Raw genomic sequence first — 18,454 nt, forward strand, 5'->3', positions numbered from 1 at the left:
TTTGAAAATTGGTATAGCCAGAAAGTCATAAAATAAAGGTTATGCTATTTATTTTATTCATCTGCACATTTGCATATCCGCACATCTGCAGATTATTCAAAGCACAGGCTAAACGTTACCGTATGTAATGATAGCTTGCTGATAGGCGTTGCATAAGGGGTATTTTCGGGGTTAAGCAAGTTGCCGAACGAATTAGACAACTTTATTTCTGGTATCAATTTAAAATATTCGAAGTAGATATCGCAACCAAGACCAACCTCATAAGAGCCGAAGCCTGTTTTGTTGGTCAGGATGGCATCTACAGGATCGGTATTAGGTTGATTTTTTTTTGCGCCGATGGCATCGGAATATTTTATACCTGCAAGCACGTAATATCTCAGATCATTTATCCTGTCTGATTTTAGTTTTAAGGATAACGGAAATTCAATCATGGTTGCCTGTACCGGCTTGCTTACATCCTGTGAGGCATCTGGATAGGTATAATCTACTGTCCTGTCGGCAAATATTAAACCGGGTGTGGTACGTGCTTCCAGGTGTTCGCTAATACGGTAGCGTAAAAGAAAGCTTACACCAAACCCCGGCGAGCTTGGCGAGCTGATACTGTTTAATGGCTGAGTAACTATCTTGTTCACCCCGGCATCATAGAAAGGCTCACGCCAGGTGGTTTTTTTATCGATTTTAAAATAGCTGCTTATATATTGAAAGGTAAAACCAAAGCTGATATCGTTCTGATCGGCGCCGCCACCCCATGCCGGTGCCTGGGCAAAGATCGCTTTGCTGCAAAAAAAAATAAATACGATGGTCAGGTATATGATTTTATTCATTTAACGCCCGTATAAATTGAACAGATACCAAACGCCAACGGTCTGCATTTGGTATTTTTAAAACCTACTTTATCCATCAGGCCGGTAAAGGTTTTCCCGTCAGGAAAAGCAGCTACCGACTCGGGCAGATAAGTGTAAGCCCTTGCATCTTTTGAAAACAGCTTGCCAATACCCGGCGTAATATAATTGAAATAAAAATTATACAGTTGTTTTACCGGGAATACCTTAGGTTTTGAAAACTCCAGCACCACCGCTTTACCGCCTGGTTTCAGCACACGGAAAATATCAGCCAAACCCACTTCAAGATTCTCAAAGTTACGCACGCCATAGGCCACGGTAACTGCATCAAAACCGTTATCTGTAAAAGGCAATTTTTCCGAATCACCCAGTTTTACCTCAAAACGATCATTTAGGTTGCGTTTGGTTATCTTTTGTTCAGCAATATCCAACATACCGCGTGATATATCCACCCCTACTATCTTTTCGGGTTTTAATATTTTAAGGGCTTCGAAGGCAAAATCACCTGTACCGGTAGCAACATCCAGTATTAATTTAGGCTGATCTTTTTTCAGTTCATTAATAGCCTTTTTGCGCCAGATGATATCGATACCCAGCGACATAAAATGATTCAGGAAATCGTAAGTTTTGGAGATGTTGTTGAACATATCGGCCACCTGTTCCTTCTTGGTGCCCTGCTCTTCGGTATAAGGTATTATAGTCTTGCTCATTCGGCCTCAAATATAGGGATTATGGTTGATTGGTTGGATTAAGTTGATTGGTTGATTTTGTTAATTGGTTACTGGCTCGGGTGGCTCACTTGTCCCGGGACAAGACAGTCGGGGCAAGCAAGCCAAGCCGGGGCAGCTATGATAATTCTCCACCCGTCATTGCGAGGAACGAAGCAATCTCCGTTCTGTCCGCTCTGTACAGCATTATTAGATGATTTGAAAACAGATTTGGTAATATCCAAAAATAGATCGAAATTGCTCAAGAGGTTGTGATAAAGAAATATTTAATTGATGTTAAATATTATTTATACATTGATTATCAATACAATAAATAATATTTTATTCCATTTTTATTTCACTTTCTTAATCATACAACACGTTTGAATATGAAAAAAGTAACAGGCCTTGGCGGTGTATTTTTTAAATGCGATGATCCGAAAGGAATGAACGAATGGTACATCAAAAACCTTGGATTGCCCGTCAGTGAATGGGGAACAACGTTTGAGTGGCGGCAGGCCGATGATCCGTCGAAAGAAGGATCCACATCCTGGTGCACGTTTCCGCAGGATACCAAATATTTCAATCCGTCAGCCAAGCCATTTATGATTAACTACCGGGTAGAAAATATCGTTGCGCTGGTGGATGAACTAAAAAAGGAAAACGTGACCATTGTTGATGAGATTGTGGACTATGATTATGGCAAATTTGTCCATGTGCTCGATCCAGAAGGGAACATTATTGAGCTTTGGGAACCAAAAGATTAATTTAATACTGAACTGTCCCGCTTGTCTTGTTGTCTTGTACCGGGACAGCGGGACGGTTAATATGATAATTTATCTACATCACAATAACCAACCTCTTACCTGCGGGTACATGCTCGTGCCAGGCGGTTTCTATTTCTGATAATGGTCTGATCAATGTTTCTACCTTGAGTTTGCCTTCAGCGGCCAGCTGAAGCATTTCGGGTATTATCTCCAGCGGTAATTTCGCCATTATATCAGCAGGTATGCTTCCAAATCCCGAGCCTAATATTTCAATGGCCGAACTCCTCAACATCCCCGATGATATGGTGATTTCCTCTCCTGCCATGCTACCTACGGTTACAAAGCGCACTTTTGAGGTTACGTTATGCAATCCGCTGCCTTTAAGGGCAGTCAAAATAAGTTCCGCCGGATGGCCCCAGGTATAATCAATCACAGCGCTTATAGGCCCGGTGCTATGCAGTTCCTTAATACGGGCAATGATGTGTTCGTGGTCATCTTTTAACGAGACAATCTCATCGGCCCCTAATTGCAATAACCGATTTAACAACTCAGGATTACGGCCCGTAACGATGATCTTTTTGGCGCCATAATATTTGGCTATCTGCACGGCAGCCTGCCCGGTTACACCTGTTGCTCCGTTTATTAAAATGGTATCGCCTGCTTTTACTTCGGCCCGATATTTTAAAGCAATGGCAGCACCCAAAATGGCGTTGGGCAAAGCAGCTGCACTAACATCATCAATATGATCGGGCAGCACGACATATCCTTTATTGCTTATCAGCGCCTTCTCGGCTATCATCCCTGTAATGCCTGTAGCATACACCCGCGTACCATCAGCCAAAACACCCACTCCATCAACACCTACCACCACAGGAAAATGCGTATGCCTGGCATAATGAATACCACTGGCCCTGCCTTTATCTAAATTTTTAACCGATGCCGCCTTAACAGTTATTACCACCTGGTCGGTGCTTTGCAAAACGGGAGCGGGGAATTCCTCGTATTTGGGAGCTTCACCTAATTGGTGTAAAACTGCAGCTTTCATGGGGTTTACGGATTATATACAAATGTATTAACTATTAAATGTTTATAATGTTTATTTCCTGGGTTGATGGATTACTTCAACTGTCCCGGCTGTCCCGCTTGTCTTATTGCCCCCGGGACGGGACAGTGGCATAGGCAATACATTCCGTATCTATTCACTAGAAAAGCAGCTCCTCTGGGAGCCAAATGTTGGTAGCACAATAATTAAAATGATTTTTTGCGCCATAGGTGCAATACCTGAATATGCATTTCGAATAACAATGTCGGAAATGTATTGCACCTACCGCAAGAAATTATTACCGTATCTTTTTTCTACCGACATGTTACCCCGGATGGGGTAAATCATAAAATATGCAGATAGTCCTCTGAAGAGAGAATTGTGTTATGACACTATTTTGCCAAAGCCAACAACCCATGTATATCTAATGCTTTGGTAAACATGGTCATATCTCCGTTATCATCTTTGGGCCAAAACTCACGTGGCCTATCCCAGTACAGTTCGACACCGTTATGGTCGGGGTCATCCAGGTAAATAGCTTCTGATACACCATGATCTGAGGCGCCGGTAATAGGGTATTTAGCGTCAATCAACCGTTGCAGTATAATGGCTAAATCCTTGCGTTCGGGATATAGTATGGCGGTATGGAATAAACCGGGTGCGGTTTCGGGTGCAGGCGGCTGGTCTTTGCTGTGCCAGGTATTTAATCCAATATGGTGATGGTATCCTCCGGCAGATATAAAAGCTGCCTGTGTACCATATTTCATCATCAATTCAAAACCCAGCAATCCGCAGTAAAAATCTAACGACCGTTGCAAATCGCTCACCTTTAAATGCACATGCCCTATGCGGGAGTTTGCAGGTACTGTATAATCGTTCATTTTGTTGTAAGGTTGAAAAGTTGTAATGTTTGAAAGTTATGCAAATCTGGATATAAAAGTCAAAAACAGTGTCAGGCAACATCAATAAAAATAACACAGCCAACCTTACAACTTTTCAACTTTCCAACTTTCCAACAATTCCCCGTACCTTTGTACCATGATTGTAAAATCTGCCGAATTCATTTGCAGCAACACCCAGATATCCAAACTGCCGCCGCCGTTAAAGCCTGAGTACGCTTTTATAGGCAGATCGAATGTAGGGAAATCATCCCTCATCAATATGCTGGTAGCTAAAAAGGGATTAGCCAAAACATCGCAAACACCAGGCAAAACACAGCTTATTAACCACTTTTACATTAATGAGCATTGGTATTTGGTGGATCTGCCCGGTTACGGTTATGCCCGTATATCTAAAAGCAAAAAGGAGGATTGGAATAAGTTTATCCGTACTTATTTAGATAAGCGCGAAAGCCTGCAATGCGTAATGGTGCTGATCGACAGTCGCCTTGAGCCGCAGAAGATAGATCTTGAATTTTGTAATTGGTTAGGCGAAAAAGGACTTTCTTTTGTGCTGATATTTACCAAGGCAGACAAGCAATCATCCATAAAAACAGATCAGAATGTGGCTAAGTTTAGAAAAGCATTATCAGCTGCATTTGAGGAAATACCACCTATCTTTATCACCTCTGCAGAAACACAATTGGGGCGGGACGAAGTGCTGGGATTTATAGATGGAGTGAATAAGCAGTTTGTAGTACCCGAGTGGAATCAGAAGAATTTAAATATCGAACACTGAATCTCGAATAATTAAGATTTGAAATACACTTCGATATCCTAAATTCGACATCCGATATTCATTATTATAACGTATATGAAAAAATACCTTTCATTAGTAACTTTTACACATACCATATTTGCCATGCCATTTGCCTTTATTGGCTTCTTTTTGGCAGTTACTACTACCAGCTACCATTTCGATTGGTTAAAACTGGTGCTGATGCTGTTTTGTATGGTGTTTGCCCGTAATTCGGCTATGGCATTTAACCGTTATTTGGATAGGAATATTGATGCTAAGAACCCGCGTACCAAGGTAAGAGATATCCCGGCAGGCAGGATCAGTCCGGCAGCAGCATTGACCTTTACCATTATTAATTGCGCGCTGTTTATCATTACTACCTGGTTCATCAACAGGCTTTGTTTTTTCTTATCACCGGTAGCTTTGCTGGTGGTATTGGGGTATAGTGCGACTAAAAGATTTACTGCACTTTGTCATTTGGTATTGGGTTTAGGGTTATCCCTTGCCCCTATTGGTGCTTATTTAGTTGTAACCGGGGCTTTCGCGTTGTTACCTGTATTCTTCTCGCTATCAGTACTTTGCTGGGTAAGCGGTTTCGACATTATCTATGCCTTACAGGATGAAGATTTTGACCGGAATGAGAAATTGCACTCGATCCCGGCTTATTTAGGTAAGGTAAATGCTTTAAGATTATCTACTTTCTTACACATACTATCGTCAGCATTTATAGTGATGCCTGTATTTTTCACTACTGTTGGCTGGCCATATTATATCGGGATAGGTTTCTTCTGCGCCATGCTGATCTACCAGCACCGCCTTGTAAAACCCAACGACCTGAGTCGGGTAAACTTTGCCTTTATGACAACCAATGGCATAGCCAGCGTGGTATTTGCGGCATTCTTTTTACTGGACAGGCTATGGATAAGATGATTTCGGAAGTCGGAAGTCGGATTTCGGATGTTCGATTTCGGATTTAGGGTTTAGGGTTTAGAGTTCATTCTGACTCCGGATTGCTATCTTTACGATATGGATTCATCTGTAGCACTTCAAATTTTCAGGGAACAGCTTAAAAAGTATGTCGAATTTAATGAGGCTGAATGGATATTGTTTACTCAGCACCTCAGTTTCAGCAGCCTTAAAAAGAAACGTTATTTTGCCGAGTACGGACAAACTTGCGACAAGGTGGGGTTTATCCTAACGGGTTCGGTTCGGTATTTCCATGTAAAAGATGGCGGGGAAATTACAGGTTATTTCAGCTTCGAGAACGAATATCTAAGTTCCTATAAAAGCTACCTGACAGGCTTACCGGGTTATGTTTACATACAAGCTTTAGAGGACACCAAACTCATCACCTTTACCAAAGAGGACATGGATCAGATGCTGAACAATCCCATGCTGGCCTATAAAATGGAACGCTTTGGCAGGTTATTAGCGGAACATTACTTAATTTGCTACGAGGATAGGGTTACAGCCTTCGTTACCCAAACACCTGAAGAACGTTACCTGCAACTATTAAGCACCGGCAGAGAGATACTGCAACGCATGCCGCAACATTACATCGCCAATTACCTGGGCATCACCCCTGTTTCGCTTTCGCGAATAAGGAAGAGGATATTGGAAACGGTGAGGTGATATCAGAGATCGGATGTCTGAGTTCGGACTTATTTAATCCGGATATGGCAATCCGAAATCGTACCTCCGAAATCCGACATCGGAAATCCTTTGAATTCTTATCTTTTGTTAACGTTTTGAGCAACCAGGCTCCAATACATTTGTATCAATCAAAACAGAAAAAGAATGCATACCATATTAGGAGCCGGCGGGGCAGTAGCCAATGCACTTACCCGCGAATTAACAAACAACAACGAAACTATCCGCCTGGTTAGCCGCAAGCCTATCCAGCCTGCAGGTAAAAACATCACCTGGAAAAAAGCCGACCTGCTGAATTATAATGAACTGTTGGAAGCCTCAAAGGGATCAACAGTGATCTACTTAACAGCAGGCTTGGTGTATGACAAAACTATTTGGCAGCAACAATGGCCCATCATCATGCAAAACTTTATCAATTTGGGTAAGGATACCGGGGCAAGGCTGATCTTCTTTGACAATGTGTATATGTACGGTCTTGTTAACGGCCCAATGCTCGAAACCACACCCTACAACCCATGCAGTGTAAAAGGCGAAGTACGTGCTAAAATTGCCACCCAGCTAATGGACGAAGCAAAAGCCGGAAATATAAAAGCCAGCATAGCCCGTGGTGCCGACTTTTACGGAACAGACAATATGAACAGCTTTGTAGATATGATGGTGCTGGATAAATACGCCAAAAAGCAAAGTGCACAATGGATAGGTGATCCTAACAAACTGCACAACTTCAGCTACATCCCGGATATGGGCAAGGGTATGTTCCTATTGGGACAAAATACCAGCAGCGACAACCAGATATGGCATATGCCTACCTCTGCGCCATTAACCGGCAAACAATACATGGAAATGGCTGCCAATATTTATGGGGTTCAACCTAAATATATAGCGGTTAATAAGGCTATGTTGTGGACGTTCGGTCTATTTAAGAAAGCAGTGATGGGCACTGTTGAAATGTACTATCAGTACGATCACGATTACAATTTCAATTCGGATAAATTTGAAAAGGCCTTTAATTTTAAACCAACCAGTTATAAGGATGGGATAAAATTGATGTCGGAGACATTGTATAAGAAGGTTTAGAAAGTCGGAAAATGCTTTCATAAAAACGGAGATTTTAGGCAAATGGTCTTATAAGTTTGAATAATATATTATTAAATTTATAGCCACTACCTTATCAACTAATCTTTAATGAAAAATATAATAAGAACACCATTATTCAAACTATCGATAATAAGCTCATTACTCTTGTTTTTTTCCATTATGTATGGGAAAAAGTTTTGGAGTGAATTATGGATGATATATGGGTTTATAGAAATCGGAATCATTGTGCTTTTTAGCGTTGTACTGATTGTAAGCTTGGTATTTTGGATCAGAAGAAGGCATCTGTATTCGTATATATTTATTCCTTTTTGTATCAATATACTTTTTCTTGTATTGGTAATTTTACTTCCATTAAATTGGATTAAGGATAGACTGGAATTTTCATTTTACTACAATAGATATGAAGTAGCCTCCGATTTGGCTATTAAGGCCAAACCAGATTCCGCTAGCTATTTATATATGCTTCCATCCGGATATCAGTCTTTGTCTGTTGGTGGAGGAGAAGTTTTGGTCACAAATAAAGAAAAAGCAAATGCTGTTTTGTTTTTTACATTTAGAGGAGTTCCGGATGGTATGAGTGGCTTTGTGAAAATAAAGAATAGCAAAAAAAATAATTATTTGATCCGACAAATATTTAATGAAGTATACCAGATTGAAGACCTTGGAAATAATTGGTATTATGTCAGCGGGAATTAAATATTAGTTTTTGAAGACATTTTTAAACCTATAACTATTCTCGACTTCCCTACTAATCCGCATATTTGCATATCTGCACATTTGCACATCAAATACCATGATCCATAAAAAAACAAGAACATACATTCCCCAGAATTTCGAAATAAAATGGGAAAGCATAGAACCGCTTTTAAAAGAATTAACCGAACGCCCTGTCAATTCCGTTAAGGAACTGGAACATTGGCTGCATGACCGAAGCGAACTGGAGGCTGCTTTAGAAGAAGATTTTGCCTGGCGCTATATCCGCATGACCTGCGATACTATGAGCGAAGAGCTGCTTCAAAAATTCCAGTATTTTGCTACTGAAATTGAACCGAAGATTGCCCCTTACAGCAATGAGCTAAATAAGAAACTGGTAAACAGCAAGTGGGCCGATAAACTGCATGAAGAGAAATATTTCATCTACCTGCGTGGCATAAAAAAGGCATTGGAGCTTTTCAGGGAAGAAAATATCCCGCTGCAAACCGAGATACAGGTAGAGCAGCAAAAATACCAATCTATCACAGGTGCTATGTCGGTACATATCGGTGATAAAGAGTTTACTTTAGAACAGGCTGCTGTAATATTAAAGGATACCGACCGCAGCAAAAGACAGGAAGCCTGGGAGAAAATAACAGCCCGCCGTTTGCAGGATAAAGACCAGCTTGATCAGTTATTTGATCAATTACGTGTATTAAGGCATAAAGTAGCCTTAAATGCCGGGTTCGAAAATTTCAGGGATTACATGTTCCAGGCATTGGGACGTTTTGATTATACCCCGAAGGATTGTTATTCTTTCCATGAAGCGATTGAGAAAGAGATCGTTCCGATATTGCACGAACAAGCTGAAAAACGTAAAAAAGCCCTGGCATTACCAACTCTTAAACCATGGGACCTGGATGTGGATGTATCGGGCAAACCTGCTTTAAAGCCTTTCCAGAATGGTAATGAGCTGATAGAGAAATCCATTCAGTGCTTTAGCAATATCAGTCGCTATTTAGGCGAGCGTTTGGAGATCATGAAAGAGAACCAATTGTTTGATGTAGAAAGCCGCAAGGGTAAGGCACCGGGCGGTTACAACTATCCGCTTGCAGAAACCGGCGCACCTTTCATCTTCATGAATTCGGCCAATACCTTCCGGGATCTGACTACCATGGTTCACGAAGGCGGTCATGCCGTTCATACATTCCTGACTGCAGACCTCGAGCTAAATGATTTCAAACATTGCCCGTCAGAAGTAGCAGAACTTGCTTCTATGTCGATGGAGTTAATATCCATGGATAACTGGAATGTTTATTTCGATAATGAAGAAGATCTGAAGCGTGCCAAACGTGATCAGCTTTTTGATGTATTGAAAACTTTGCCATGGGTAGCTGTGGTCGACCAGTTTCAGCATTGGATCTACACTAATCCGGATCATACGGATGACCAACGAACCGAAGCATGGTTGCAGATATACGAACGCTTTGGAGCCAGTTTTGCCGATTGGACCGACCATAAAGAAGCCGAAGCCAACCTATGGCAAAAACAGCTGCACATTTTTGAAGTACCGTTCTATTATATCGAATACGGTATGGCTCAGTTAGGTGCTATAGCTGTATGGAAAAACTACAAGGAAAATCCTGAAAAGGGTTTACAGCAATATTTAGATGCTCTTAAACTTGGCTATACCAAAACCATTAAGGAAATATATGAGACAGCGGGCATCAAGTTTGATTTCAGCGCATCATATGTAAAAGAGTTGGCTGAATTTGTGAAGTCTGAAATGGATAAGTTGTAAAGGATACTATATCTCTAGAAGATTAAGAGCAGGGCCCCTCTCGGAGAACCCTGCTCTTATTATAAATATCAAATCTTATTTAGCTTTGAATTTATGGATGGGTTTGTATGGCCAAACTAAACTTCCCATTAGTTACGGACTTTTTAGCCAGAGTAGGGCCACCATTGCCAATAACAATAATATTTTCTACCAAGTCGCCTGTAAATGTACCCTCTACAGCAGTTGAACTTGCAGAGCTTATAGTAAGGCTCACCTTATTGTTGGCGCTATCGTCATCATTGATAAATTGATCACCTGTTTTTGGTGTAAACAGAAAAAGCGGTTCGTTATCAGAACCATCAATAGCAGCGCTGTAAGTTTTTCCTACTTTAATAGCGCCAGCGATCGTTACCGAGATAGTGTCGCCGGCAGCAGACACACCTTCTATTGTTGTAAAAGTTTGACCCAAAACGGTACCTGTTCCCGCGAATGCGTGTGTGTTAAAAGTAGTTGCAGTTCCATCAACATTAGCTGTAAGTGTACCCGTCGGGGCCGGATCCTGTTTTTTGTCTTTCTTACATGAACTTAAAGTTAATGCACCAAAAGCCACGGTTAATAGAACCAGATGTTTAATTGTTTTCATTGTTAAAAATTGATAAAGTTTATAGTTTGTTATTTGTTTACAGCTTAACTGATTAATCAGTACGAATCTTAAATCATTTTTAAGATTCTTTTATTCCGATATGCAACAGGGGAAGGAGCTTTTTCGAACACGGCTTTCTACGTTCTAAAAGTGATTTAGTTGTGGGTAATTCTCAAAAATCATCCTCATAAAAAGGATGACCTTGATTACCAGGTTAATAAATTATTTCCTAATACGAAAAAGCAATACCTATAAGTAAGTGCAATAGTTTTCAATTTGATTGCAGACAGATTTTCCTGATCCTTTACATTTTCATTGTCGCCGAAGTGTAAAATGCCAATATAATTATACATATAAAATACTTATTATCAGATAATTATATACATATTCAATTTACTTATTGGAAATAGATTTAAACTTTTTGCGTTTTAAAGAGTTTATTAAACAATATGAAAAAGCTAATTATATTATTTGGTATACTATTTTCAATGAATGCAGTATTCGGCCAATCGTTAAAATCAGTCAAAGTTGACAACCTTGTAAGCATATCATTACCATCATCTTATAGCAAAAAAGACACATTAGGTCAGCAGATATTTTCAGCCAATACAGACCTTGGTTATATGATGGCCATCCGCGAACCCAACGCTAAAGGAAATCAACCGCTCAAGAAGGAACAAGATCTTAACGCAGTATTAAAAAAATACGTTAATGGTATACAGAGCCAAAGCGGCAACGGAAGTGCACAAAATGTTCGTGATACAACTATTGGTGCTTTGAAAGCAAAAGCATTTACTTTGTTAACCAAGGATCCAAATGGCGAAAACCAGTACAGAAATTTCGTACTGCTTTACACCAAGGACGCTACTTATACATTTGAGTTCGGTTATGCTGAGGTGCGCAAAGACCTGATTAAAAATGAATCAAACGCCTATTTTGCTTCCATAAAGCTTTCGCCAGAGCTGCAGCGTAATGACCAGTATACTGATACCAGTGCGTCACACTCTATCAGCACTGTTTCAATATTTGAAATTGGCGGTGGTGTGCTGGTTATATTTGTAATAGCCTGGTTTATATTCAGAAAAAGAGACAGCAACGAGTTTGCTTAAGCCTCACCTAAACGGCATAGCCTTCATGAACGCCTTTGAAAACAATAATAATGTGAATAATTCACTCCAGAGGAGAGGACTTCTAATAAGAAATTAAATCTTCATTTTAGCCCCTCTCCTTTGGAGAAGGGTTGGGATGAGGCTTAAGTAGTCCTCTTTGCCATTTGGGGCGTTGTAAAAATGCTTTGTTATCCAGCCAGTAAAGCCAGATAAAGGTAATAATTACACCAATGACAGAGCCGGAAGTAACATCTTCAAAAAAATGTTCACTCAAATACATACGCGAATAGCCTACAATAACAGCAATAAGTAAGAACACAGGTCCCCAGGCTTTATTCTTACTCCAGTAGGTAAAAATCACAGCCATAGTAAAAGCAGTTACGGTATGTCCCGAGGGGAAGCTGTGAACCCTTAACATCTCCACATCTTTAACAAAATGAATGCGGTTCAACTGATCCTTAAAATACAGCATTGGCCGGGGCGCATCAAAAATGAATTTTAATATTTGGGCCGATATGGAAGTAACAGCGTAAGCAGTGGCTAAAATAAATGCCTTCCGGTAGCTAAATAGCGCTAATATAGCCGATATTACGATGGCTGTCCACCCATTACCGAGGTCGGTAGCATAGGGGGCCAGGAAATCGGCTAGAGGGCTATTTAATCCATTTACCGTAAAATAGATCTCCTCGCGTGTGTAAACCAGTTTAATTGCCAGGCAGATACATAAGATCAGCAAATAAGGGATCAACAGCCATTTTATACTGCGTAATACCTCATTTATATTCATTTTCATGGGCGCAAGTTAATAGATATGCCATTTAATTCAATGCAAAAAAATACCTATGTTTGGGCCTAGTGTCGTGTCAATTATGAATTGACGTTTAGTCCTGAGTCGAAAGTCTGGAGTCTGGAGTCAGAAAAGTACAACATTGACTTGAGACTTACGACTAAAGACTGTTGACTTGACACTAGCCTTAATATTTAAATTGGATGTCGAAAAGTGTATTCCGTAAAAAATCTATTAATAGAATATTAGCTGACGTTGCAAGCGGTTTTAGTGATTCCGAACACTCTGGTTCTCATCTGAAAAAGGAATTAAATGTAAAAGATCTTACCCTGATGGGTATAGCAGCCGTGGTTGGCGCAGGGATATTTTCGACTATCGGCCTGGCTGCATTCAACGGAGGTCCGGGTGTTACCATCTTATTCGTAATTACAGCTGTAACCTGCGGATTTTCTGCACTTTGTTATGCTGAATTTGCCTCACGTATACCTGTTGCAGGCAGTGCTTACACTTACGCATACGCTTCTTTTGGCGAATTGATAGCCTGGATAATTGGCTGGGATCTACTAATGGAATATGCTATAGGTAATATTGCGGTAGCCATATCCTGGAGCACGTACTTTGTTAATCTGCTGGAGGGTTTTCACATCCACCTGCCGGAATACCTTACCATGGATTATTTTACGGCATTTAAAGCTCATGAACAGCTGCAGGAACTAACAGGAAGCCACAAACTTGGCGAGATAACCGATATGATTAAACAGGGCGCCCTTGCATGGGAGTCGGCACCTGGTTTAGGTGGTGTTAAATTTATAGCCAATTTGCCTGCTTTGTTGATAGTGGTCATTATTACTTACCTGGTGTACATTGGTATCCGGGAAACCAAAAAGGCCACCAATGCAATGGTAATATTAAAAATAGCCATTGTAATAGCAGTTATTGCCATCGGATTTTTTTATGTGACACCAGCCAACTGGCACCCTTTTATGCCGAATGGTTTTAGCGGGGTTATGAAAGGTGTTTCCGGTGTATTTTTCGCCTATATTGGGTTTGATGCCATATCAACCACGGCAGAAGAATGTCAGAAACCACAACGCGATTTGCCACGAGGGATGATCTATTCTCTTATTATTTGTACTGTACTTTATATACTGATTGCCCTGGTACTTACAGGCATGGTGAACTATAAAAACCTTGCAGTAGGTGATCCGTTGGCTTATGTATTCAACCAGGTACATTTAAGCAAAATAAGCGGTATCATTTCCTTTAGCGCGGTTATAGCAACTGCGAGTGTATTGCTGATATTCCAGTTGGGCCAGCCACGTATATGGATGAGCATGAGTCGTGACGGTTTATTGCCAAAAGTATTTTCGAAAATACATCCCAAATATCACACACCATCATTTGCAACTATTGTAACCGGTTTTGTAGTGGCAATACCCGCATTGTTTGTGAACCTTACTATTGTAACCGACCTAACCAGCATAGGCACCTTATTTGCATTTGTATTGGTTTGTGGTGGCGTACTATTGTTGCCGCGTGAAGCAGCACAAGCTGGTCGTTTTCGTCTTCCTTACATCAATTCAAAATGGATAATACCGGTTATTTTTATCGCCGGAATGTATTTCTTCAGGAATGACATCCTGAGATTATTCACGAGCGAAAACGCCCATGAAAATTTCCCATTCTTTATCTTTATTATACTATCAGCAGTACTAACAGTACTTGCCTTTATTAAGAATTTATCACTGATACCGGTTTTAGGTCTTTTAAGCTGTTTTTACCTGATGACCGAATTGGGTTACACTAACTGGATACGTTTCCTGGTATGGCTGATCATCGGCCTGGTGATCTACTTTACCTACAGCTACAAACACAGCGTATTAGGCAAGGATAAAGTTAAAACTATAGAGGGTTTGGAGTAAAATGTTGCACTAAGTTGCAAAAGTCATTTATTAGAGGTAATTGTTTTAAAAATCACTATAAATAAATATCTCATGAAAAACCTTGCCTACACAGATATTATTGGCTACATGGCTGCCTTTGGCACTACAGTTTCTTTTTTGCCACAAGCCATAAAAACCATACAAACAAAAGACACTTCGGGCATATCGCTCTACATGTATATGTTGTTTACAGCAGGTACGTTTTTGTGGCTGATGTACGGGTTGATGAGCCATAGCTTACCCGTTGCTGTAGCTAATGTAATCACCTTTGTATTCGCCAGTATAATTTTGGTTTATAAGCTAAAATACAAGTAAAGTAGTACTATGCCACATGTGTTTGTTTAGATTTTCTAACTAAAACTTAATTTACCCGTCCAATTTCCACTGTTTCAGGATCTGTAAGCATCAGCGGTACTTTCTCAACAGTCACAAAACTCAGATCGAGGCCGAAACCACGCTCTTCGGATAAACTGACCTTTTTCAGATATACATAAAATGCCATAATAAAGCGTTCATAAAGAGAAAGTTTATGAGAGCGCGATAATACTTTTTCAATTACAACAAACCTGAAATCACCAACAATTTTATGTTTGCTCAATGATTTATAGGTGCTGGTAATATTTACTTCACCTTTTTTCACCAGGTCTTCAACTACCTTTCTGAATAGCAGATTGATCTGTTGCTCAACCCGGAAACCCAGTTTAAAATCAATCCGGATAAGTTTGTTGGGCACTAAGAAATTAACTTCATATTCACGTCTGTAAGGCTCATCCACCACGTCCACGTGCACCAGCCAGTATACGTCGGCACGTTTTGGCTGCTTCTGTAAAATAGAATAGATAATTTTTGATTCTATTTCTGAATCGAAATTAGCACTCGTTAAATAAACCAGTTGAGAAGAATATTTAGGTACGGTTTCATCCTCGCTCAATTCTTTAAGAATACCATAGTAATCCTCGATATTGATAAACTTAACATAGCGGTTCCTGATCTTGCGCGCAATATGCCACGTCCACATTATTGAAAACAAAACCGCACCCACCGATAGCGTGAACCAGCCACCGTGAACAAATTTAACCAGGTTACCCGACAAAAATGTACCCTCAATAAATATATAAACCACCAGGAATATAACTATAACATAGTTTGGGAACTTCTTTTTTGCCAAAAATTTAGACACCAATATGGTCGTCATTAACATGGCTACAGTAATACTTAAGCCGTAGGCAGCCTCCATCCTATCCGAATGTTTAAATAATAATACCACGCCTATGCATCCGGCACAAAGCAGCCAGTTAACGCTTGGTACATATAATTGCCCTTTCTGCTCAGTGGGATAATTGATGCGAACTTTTGGCCATAAGTTAAGCCGTACTGCTTCAGCAATTAGTGTAAAAGATCCGGAAATCAGGGCCTGGCTGGCAATAATAGCCGCAATCGTAGCAATACCAATACCATAGATCAGGAACCAACCTGGCATGATCTCATAAAAAGGATTATGCAAGTTCAGATTAAGAATTTGCCCATTATGGCTAAGCAACCAAACACCCTGCCCCAGATAATTGATAACCAGACAGCTTTTTACGTATATCCAGCTAATGCGAATATTATTACGCCCGCAGTGGCCCAGATCAGAATACAGGGCTTCAGCCCCGGTTGTACACAAAAATACTGCACCCAAAATAATGAACGCATCATAATTACTGTTACTTAACAGTTCATAAGCATAATATGGATTTAGTGCTTTAATGATAGATGGCATTTGGATAATAAAAGCAAGCCCTAATACCCCCATCATACCGAACCAAAGAAACATAATGGGCCCGAAAGCCTTGCCTACAAGCGATGTACCAAATTGCTGTATAATAAACAAAGCACCAATAATGGCAATGACAATAGTAACGGTATGCAAATGCGGGAATTTGACCTCAAGCCCTTCAATCGCAGCCGATATAGTAATGGGAGGAGTAATGATACCATCTGCCAATAATGCACAACCACCTATTACAGCAGGCACAATTAACCATTTTGCCTTGCGGCGTACCAGGGAGAATAAAGAGAATATGCCGCCTTCACCTTTGTTATCCGCCTGCAGGGTAATTATTACATATTTCAAAGTGGTTTGCAAGGTCAATGTCCAAAAAATGCAGGATATGCCTCCAAGTACTAAGGTTTCTGATATTTGCTGTTTGCCAACAATTGCTTTAAATACATATAACGGCGATGTACCAATATCACCGTAAATGATACCCAAACTGATGAGCAGTCCGGCGAGTGTTAGCTTTTGAAAATCTTTATGCATTTAGTACTTATAAAAATAGTTTATTTTTAATATTTTATGTTAATTTTATAATCTTAGTGTCAATATTACATCTATCTATAAAAGTGCGCAAATATGTGATTAATAAACCTTTTTTGTTAAATTTTGTTAAAATGATTTATAAAAGGGGCGGGCTTTGAATTGATGAGCACATTATTTATATTTTTGTACAGGATATTTGAGCATGAGGCAAAGTTATACTTATACATTTTCGTGGATACTAATAATTGCGCTTGCAATGTCCATTAACTTTGCCTTTGCCGGCGGATCAAAAAAAAACGCGGATACAACAGCACTTCACGCTCAGAAAAACAAGCTTATTAATTCAAAAACACCCTACTCTAAAAATAGCCTGCATTTGGCCTTACCTCCACTAAAGCCGGCAGCAACTTCTGCCACAAAAATTAACATTATCCGCACTGACGATAAGCTGTTGACCGATGTACAGGTGTACCCCAACCCCATTACTGATCAAATTAATATCAAATATGTGCTGTCGCGAAATGCAATTGTTACTGTAAAAGTAATGGATGTACTTGGCAACGATGTCATCACCCTGCTTTCACAAAGAATTGGCTCTGGCGAGCAAACTTTCTCCTATCCGGTTAACAACAGGTTATCCCGCGGTTTCTATTTCGTTAGGGTTGTTGCCGGTACCGAATCGGTAATAAAGCGTATTTCTGTGTTATAATTGACTTAATGAGTCAAATTATCCTAATCAACTAAACCAACCGTTCTCTTAATCAACTCATTTTTTTAGCTTTGGGCATTTATATACCATTCTATGAAGATAATTGCCATTGGCCGCAACTACGCCGAGCACGCCAAAGAACTGAATAACCCGGTGCCTACCGTACCGGTGATATTTATGAAGCCGGACACAGCTTTGCTCAAAGAAAACAAACCATTTTATCACCCCAGCTTTTCTGAGGATATACATCACGAAATTGAAATCGTTTTGAAGATCAGCAAAGAAGGGAAACATATCAGTGAGAAATTCGCGGGTAGTTATTTTGATGAGATTGGACTGGGAGTTGATTTTACAGCACGGGACATACAGCAACGCCACAAGGAAAAAGGATTACCCTGGGAACTGGCCAAAGCATTTGATGGCTCCGCGCCAATTAGTGAATTTGTACCGAAATCAAAATTCAGTGATATCTATAACTTGAATTTTAAGCTTGACATCAATCAGGAAACAAAACAACAAGGCAACACCAAAGATCTTTTATTCCCTTTTGAGCATATAATAGCTTTTGTATCGAAGTACATCACACTCAAAAAAGGCGACCTTATATTTACCGGCACTCCTCAAGGTGTGGGTAAAGTAAACATTGGCGATCATCTGGAAGCCTACCTCGAAAATGTAAAAATGCTTGATTTCTACGTTAAGTAA

Annotated in this window: 19 protein-coding genes; 12 read left to right on the top strand and 7 right to left on the bottom strand. The window is 40.1% G+C overall.

Going from position 1 to position 18,454, the window contains the following annotated elements; translation table 11 throughout:
• Positions 1–92 precede the first annotated feature (92 nt).
• A complete protein-coding gene (locus ACPPVU_RS19860; protein WP_426668435.1) occupies positions 93–824 on the bottom strand; it encodes an outer membrane beta-barrel protein in 732 nt (243 codons plus the stop codon).
• Complete coding sequence (gene ubiE / locus ACPPVU_RS19865) at positions 821–1,552, bottom strand: bifunctional demethylmenaquinone methyltransferase/2-methoxy-6-polyprenyl-1,4-benzoquinol methylase UbiE (protein ID WP_426668436.1); 732 nt, start codon at positions 1,550–1,552, stop codon at positions 821–823. Before ubiE ends, ACPPVU_RS19860 begins: the two co-directional genes overlap by 4 nt.
• Before the next feature lie 386 nt (positions 1,553–1,938).
• Between ubiE and ACPPVU_RS19870 the strand changes: the two genes are divergently transcribed.
• Positions 1,939–2,316, top strand: a complete 378-nt coding sequence (locus tag ACPPVU_RS19870) for a VOC family protein (RefSeq protein ID WP_426668438.1) — start codon at positions 1,939–1,941, stop codon at positions 2,314–2,316.
• Positions 2,317–2,389: 73 nt separating this feature from the next.
• Here ACPPVU_RS19870 and ACPPVU_RS19875 read toward each other — a convergent pair whose 3' ends face one another.
• Both ACPPVU_RS19875 and ACPPVU_RS19880 read right to left on the bottom strand, forming a co-directional pair.
• Positions 2,390–3,361 carry a quinone oxidoreductase family protein gene (locus tag ACPPVU_RS19875; RefSeq protein WP_426668439.1) on the bottom strand — a complete coding sequence of 324 codons (972 nt, stop codon included), beginning with the start codon at positions 3,359–3,361 and terminating at the stop codon, positions 2,390–2,392.
• Between the two features lie 389 nt (positions 3,362–3,750).
• Complete coding sequence (locus tag ACPPVU_RS19880; RefSeq protein ID WP_426668441.1) at positions 3,751–4,239, bottom strand: VOC family protein; 489 nt, start codon at positions 4,237–4,239, stop codon at positions 3,751–3,753.
• A gap of 157 nt (positions 4,240–4,396) precedes the next feature.
• On the opposite strand from ACPPVU_RS19880, the gene yihA reads away from it, so the two are divergent.
• The 6 genes from yihA to ACPPVU_RS19910 all read left to right on the top strand — a co-directional run bounded on the left by yihA (position 4,397) and on the right by ACPPVU_RS19910 (position 10,277).
• Positions 4,397–5,035, top strand: coding sequence for a ribosome biogenesis GTP-binding protein YihA/YsxC (gene yihA / locus ACPPVU_RS19885; RefSeq protein ID WP_426668442.1), 639 nt, complete (start codon positions 4,397–4,399; stop codon positions 5,033–5,035).
• Between the two features lie 75 nt (positions 5,036–5,110).
• Entirely contained in the window at positions 5,111–5,965 is an 855-nt protein-coding gene (locus ACPPVU_RS19890) for a UbiA-like polyprenyltransferase (RefSeq protein ID WP_426668443.1), read from the top strand.
• A gap of 96 nt (positions 5,966–6,061) precedes the next feature.
• Entirely contained in the window at positions 6,062–6,667 is a 606-nt protein-coding gene (locus ACPPVU_RS19895; RefSeq protein WP_426668444.1) for a Crp/Fnr family transcriptional regulator, read from the top strand.
• 165 nt (positions 6,668–6,832) lie between these two features.
• Positions 6,833–7,762, top strand: a complete 930-nt coding sequence (locus tag ACPPVU_RS19900; protein WP_426668445.1) for an NAD-dependent epimerase/dehydratase family protein — start codon at positions 6,833–6,835, stop codon at positions 7,760–7,762.
• A gap of 108 nt (positions 7,763–7,870) precedes the next feature.
• Positions 7,871–8,479, top strand: coding sequence for a hypothetical protein (locus ACPPVU_RS19905; RefSeq protein WP_426668446.1), 609 nt, complete (start codon positions 7,871–7,873; stop codon positions 8,477–8,479).
• A 97-nt stretch (positions 8,480–8,576) separates the two neighbouring features.
• Entirely contained in the window at positions 8,577–10,277 is a 1,701-nt protein-coding gene (locus ACPPVU_RS19910) for a M3 family oligoendopeptidase (protein WP_426668447.1), read from the top strand.
• Between the two features lie 91 nt (positions 10,278–10,368).
• Here the strand turns inward: ACPPVU_RS19910 and ACPPVU_RS19915 are convergent, their stop codons facing one another.
• On the bottom strand, positions 10,369–10,899 hold the full coding sequence (locus tag ACPPVU_RS19915) for a hypothetical protein (protein WP_426668448.1): 531 nt from the start codon (positions 10,897–10,899) through the stop codon (positions 10,369–10,371).
• A gap of 449 nt (positions 10,900–11,348) precedes the next feature.
• Here ACPPVU_RS19915 and ACPPVU_RS19920 point away from each other — a divergent pair, with 449 nt between their 5' ends.
• Positions 11,349–12,008 carry a hypothetical protein gene (locus ACPPVU_RS19920; RefSeq protein WP_426668450.1) on the top strand — a complete coding sequence of 220 codons (660 nt, stop codon included), beginning with the start codon at positions 11,349–11,351 and terminating at the stop codon, positions 12,006–12,008.
• Positions 12,009–12,114: 106 nt separating this feature from the next.
• On the opposite strand, the gene ACPPVU_RS19925 is transcribed toward ACPPVU_RS19920, so the two are convergent.
• The gene (locus ACPPVU_RS19925) at positions 12,115–12,801 is read right to left on the bottom strand and encodes a phosphatase PAP2 family protein (protein WP_426668452.1); all 687 of its coding nucleotides are present in this window, start codon (positions 12,799–12,801) and stop codon (positions 12,115–12,117) included.
• 197 nt (positions 12,802–12,998) lie between these two features.
• On the opposite strand from ACPPVU_RS19925, the gene ACPPVU_RS19930 reads away from it, so the two are divergent.
• Together ACPPVU_RS19930 and ACPPVU_RS19935 are read left to right on the top strand one after the other, a co-directional pair.
• Positions 12,999–14,717 carry an amino acid permease gene (locus ACPPVU_RS19930; protein WP_426668454.1) on the top strand — a complete coding sequence of 573 codons (1,719 nt, stop codon included), beginning with the start codon at positions 12,999–13,001 and terminating at the stop codon, positions 14,715–14,717.
• Between the two features lie 72 nt (positions 14,718–14,789).
• Positions 14,790–15,053 (top strand): SemiSWEET transporter, encoded by a 264-nt coding sequence (locus ACPPVU_RS19935; protein ID WP_426668455.1) that lies wholly within the window; start codon positions 14,790–14,792, stop codon positions 15,051–15,053.
• A 46-nt stretch (positions 15,054–15,099) separates the two neighbouring features.
• On the opposite strand, the gene ACPPVU_RS19940 is transcribed toward ACPPVU_RS19935, so the two are convergent.
• Positions 15,100–17,040 carry a KUP/HAK/KT family potassium transporter gene (locus tag ACPPVU_RS19940; protein WP_426668457.1) on the bottom strand — a complete coding sequence of 647 codons (1,941 nt, stop codon included), beginning with the start codon at positions 17,038–17,040 and terminating at the stop codon, positions 15,100–15,102.
• 256 nt (positions 17,041–17,296) lie between these two features.
• Here ACPPVU_RS19940 and ACPPVU_RS19945 point away from each other — a divergent pair, with 256 nt between their 5' ends.
• Positions 17,297–17,749, top strand: a complete 453-nt coding sequence (locus tag ACPPVU_RS19945; RefSeq protein WP_426668459.1) for a T9SS type A sorting domain-containing protein — start codon at positions 17,297–17,299, stop codon at positions 17,747–17,749.
• A 93-nt stretch (positions 17,750–17,842) separates the two neighbouring features.
• Positions 17,843–18,454 carry a fumarylacetoacetate hydrolase family protein gene (locus tag ACPPVU_RS19950; RefSeq protein WP_426668460.1) on the top strand — a complete coding sequence of 204 codons (612 nt, stop codon included), beginning with the start codon at positions 17,843–17,845 and terminating at the stop codon, positions 18,452–18,454.

The sequence above is a fragment of the Mucilaginibacter sp. McL0603 genome (assembly GCF_049992945.1).
Lineage (GTDB): Bacteria > Bacteroidota > Bacteroidia > Sphingobacteriales > Sphingobacteriaceae > Mucilaginibacter.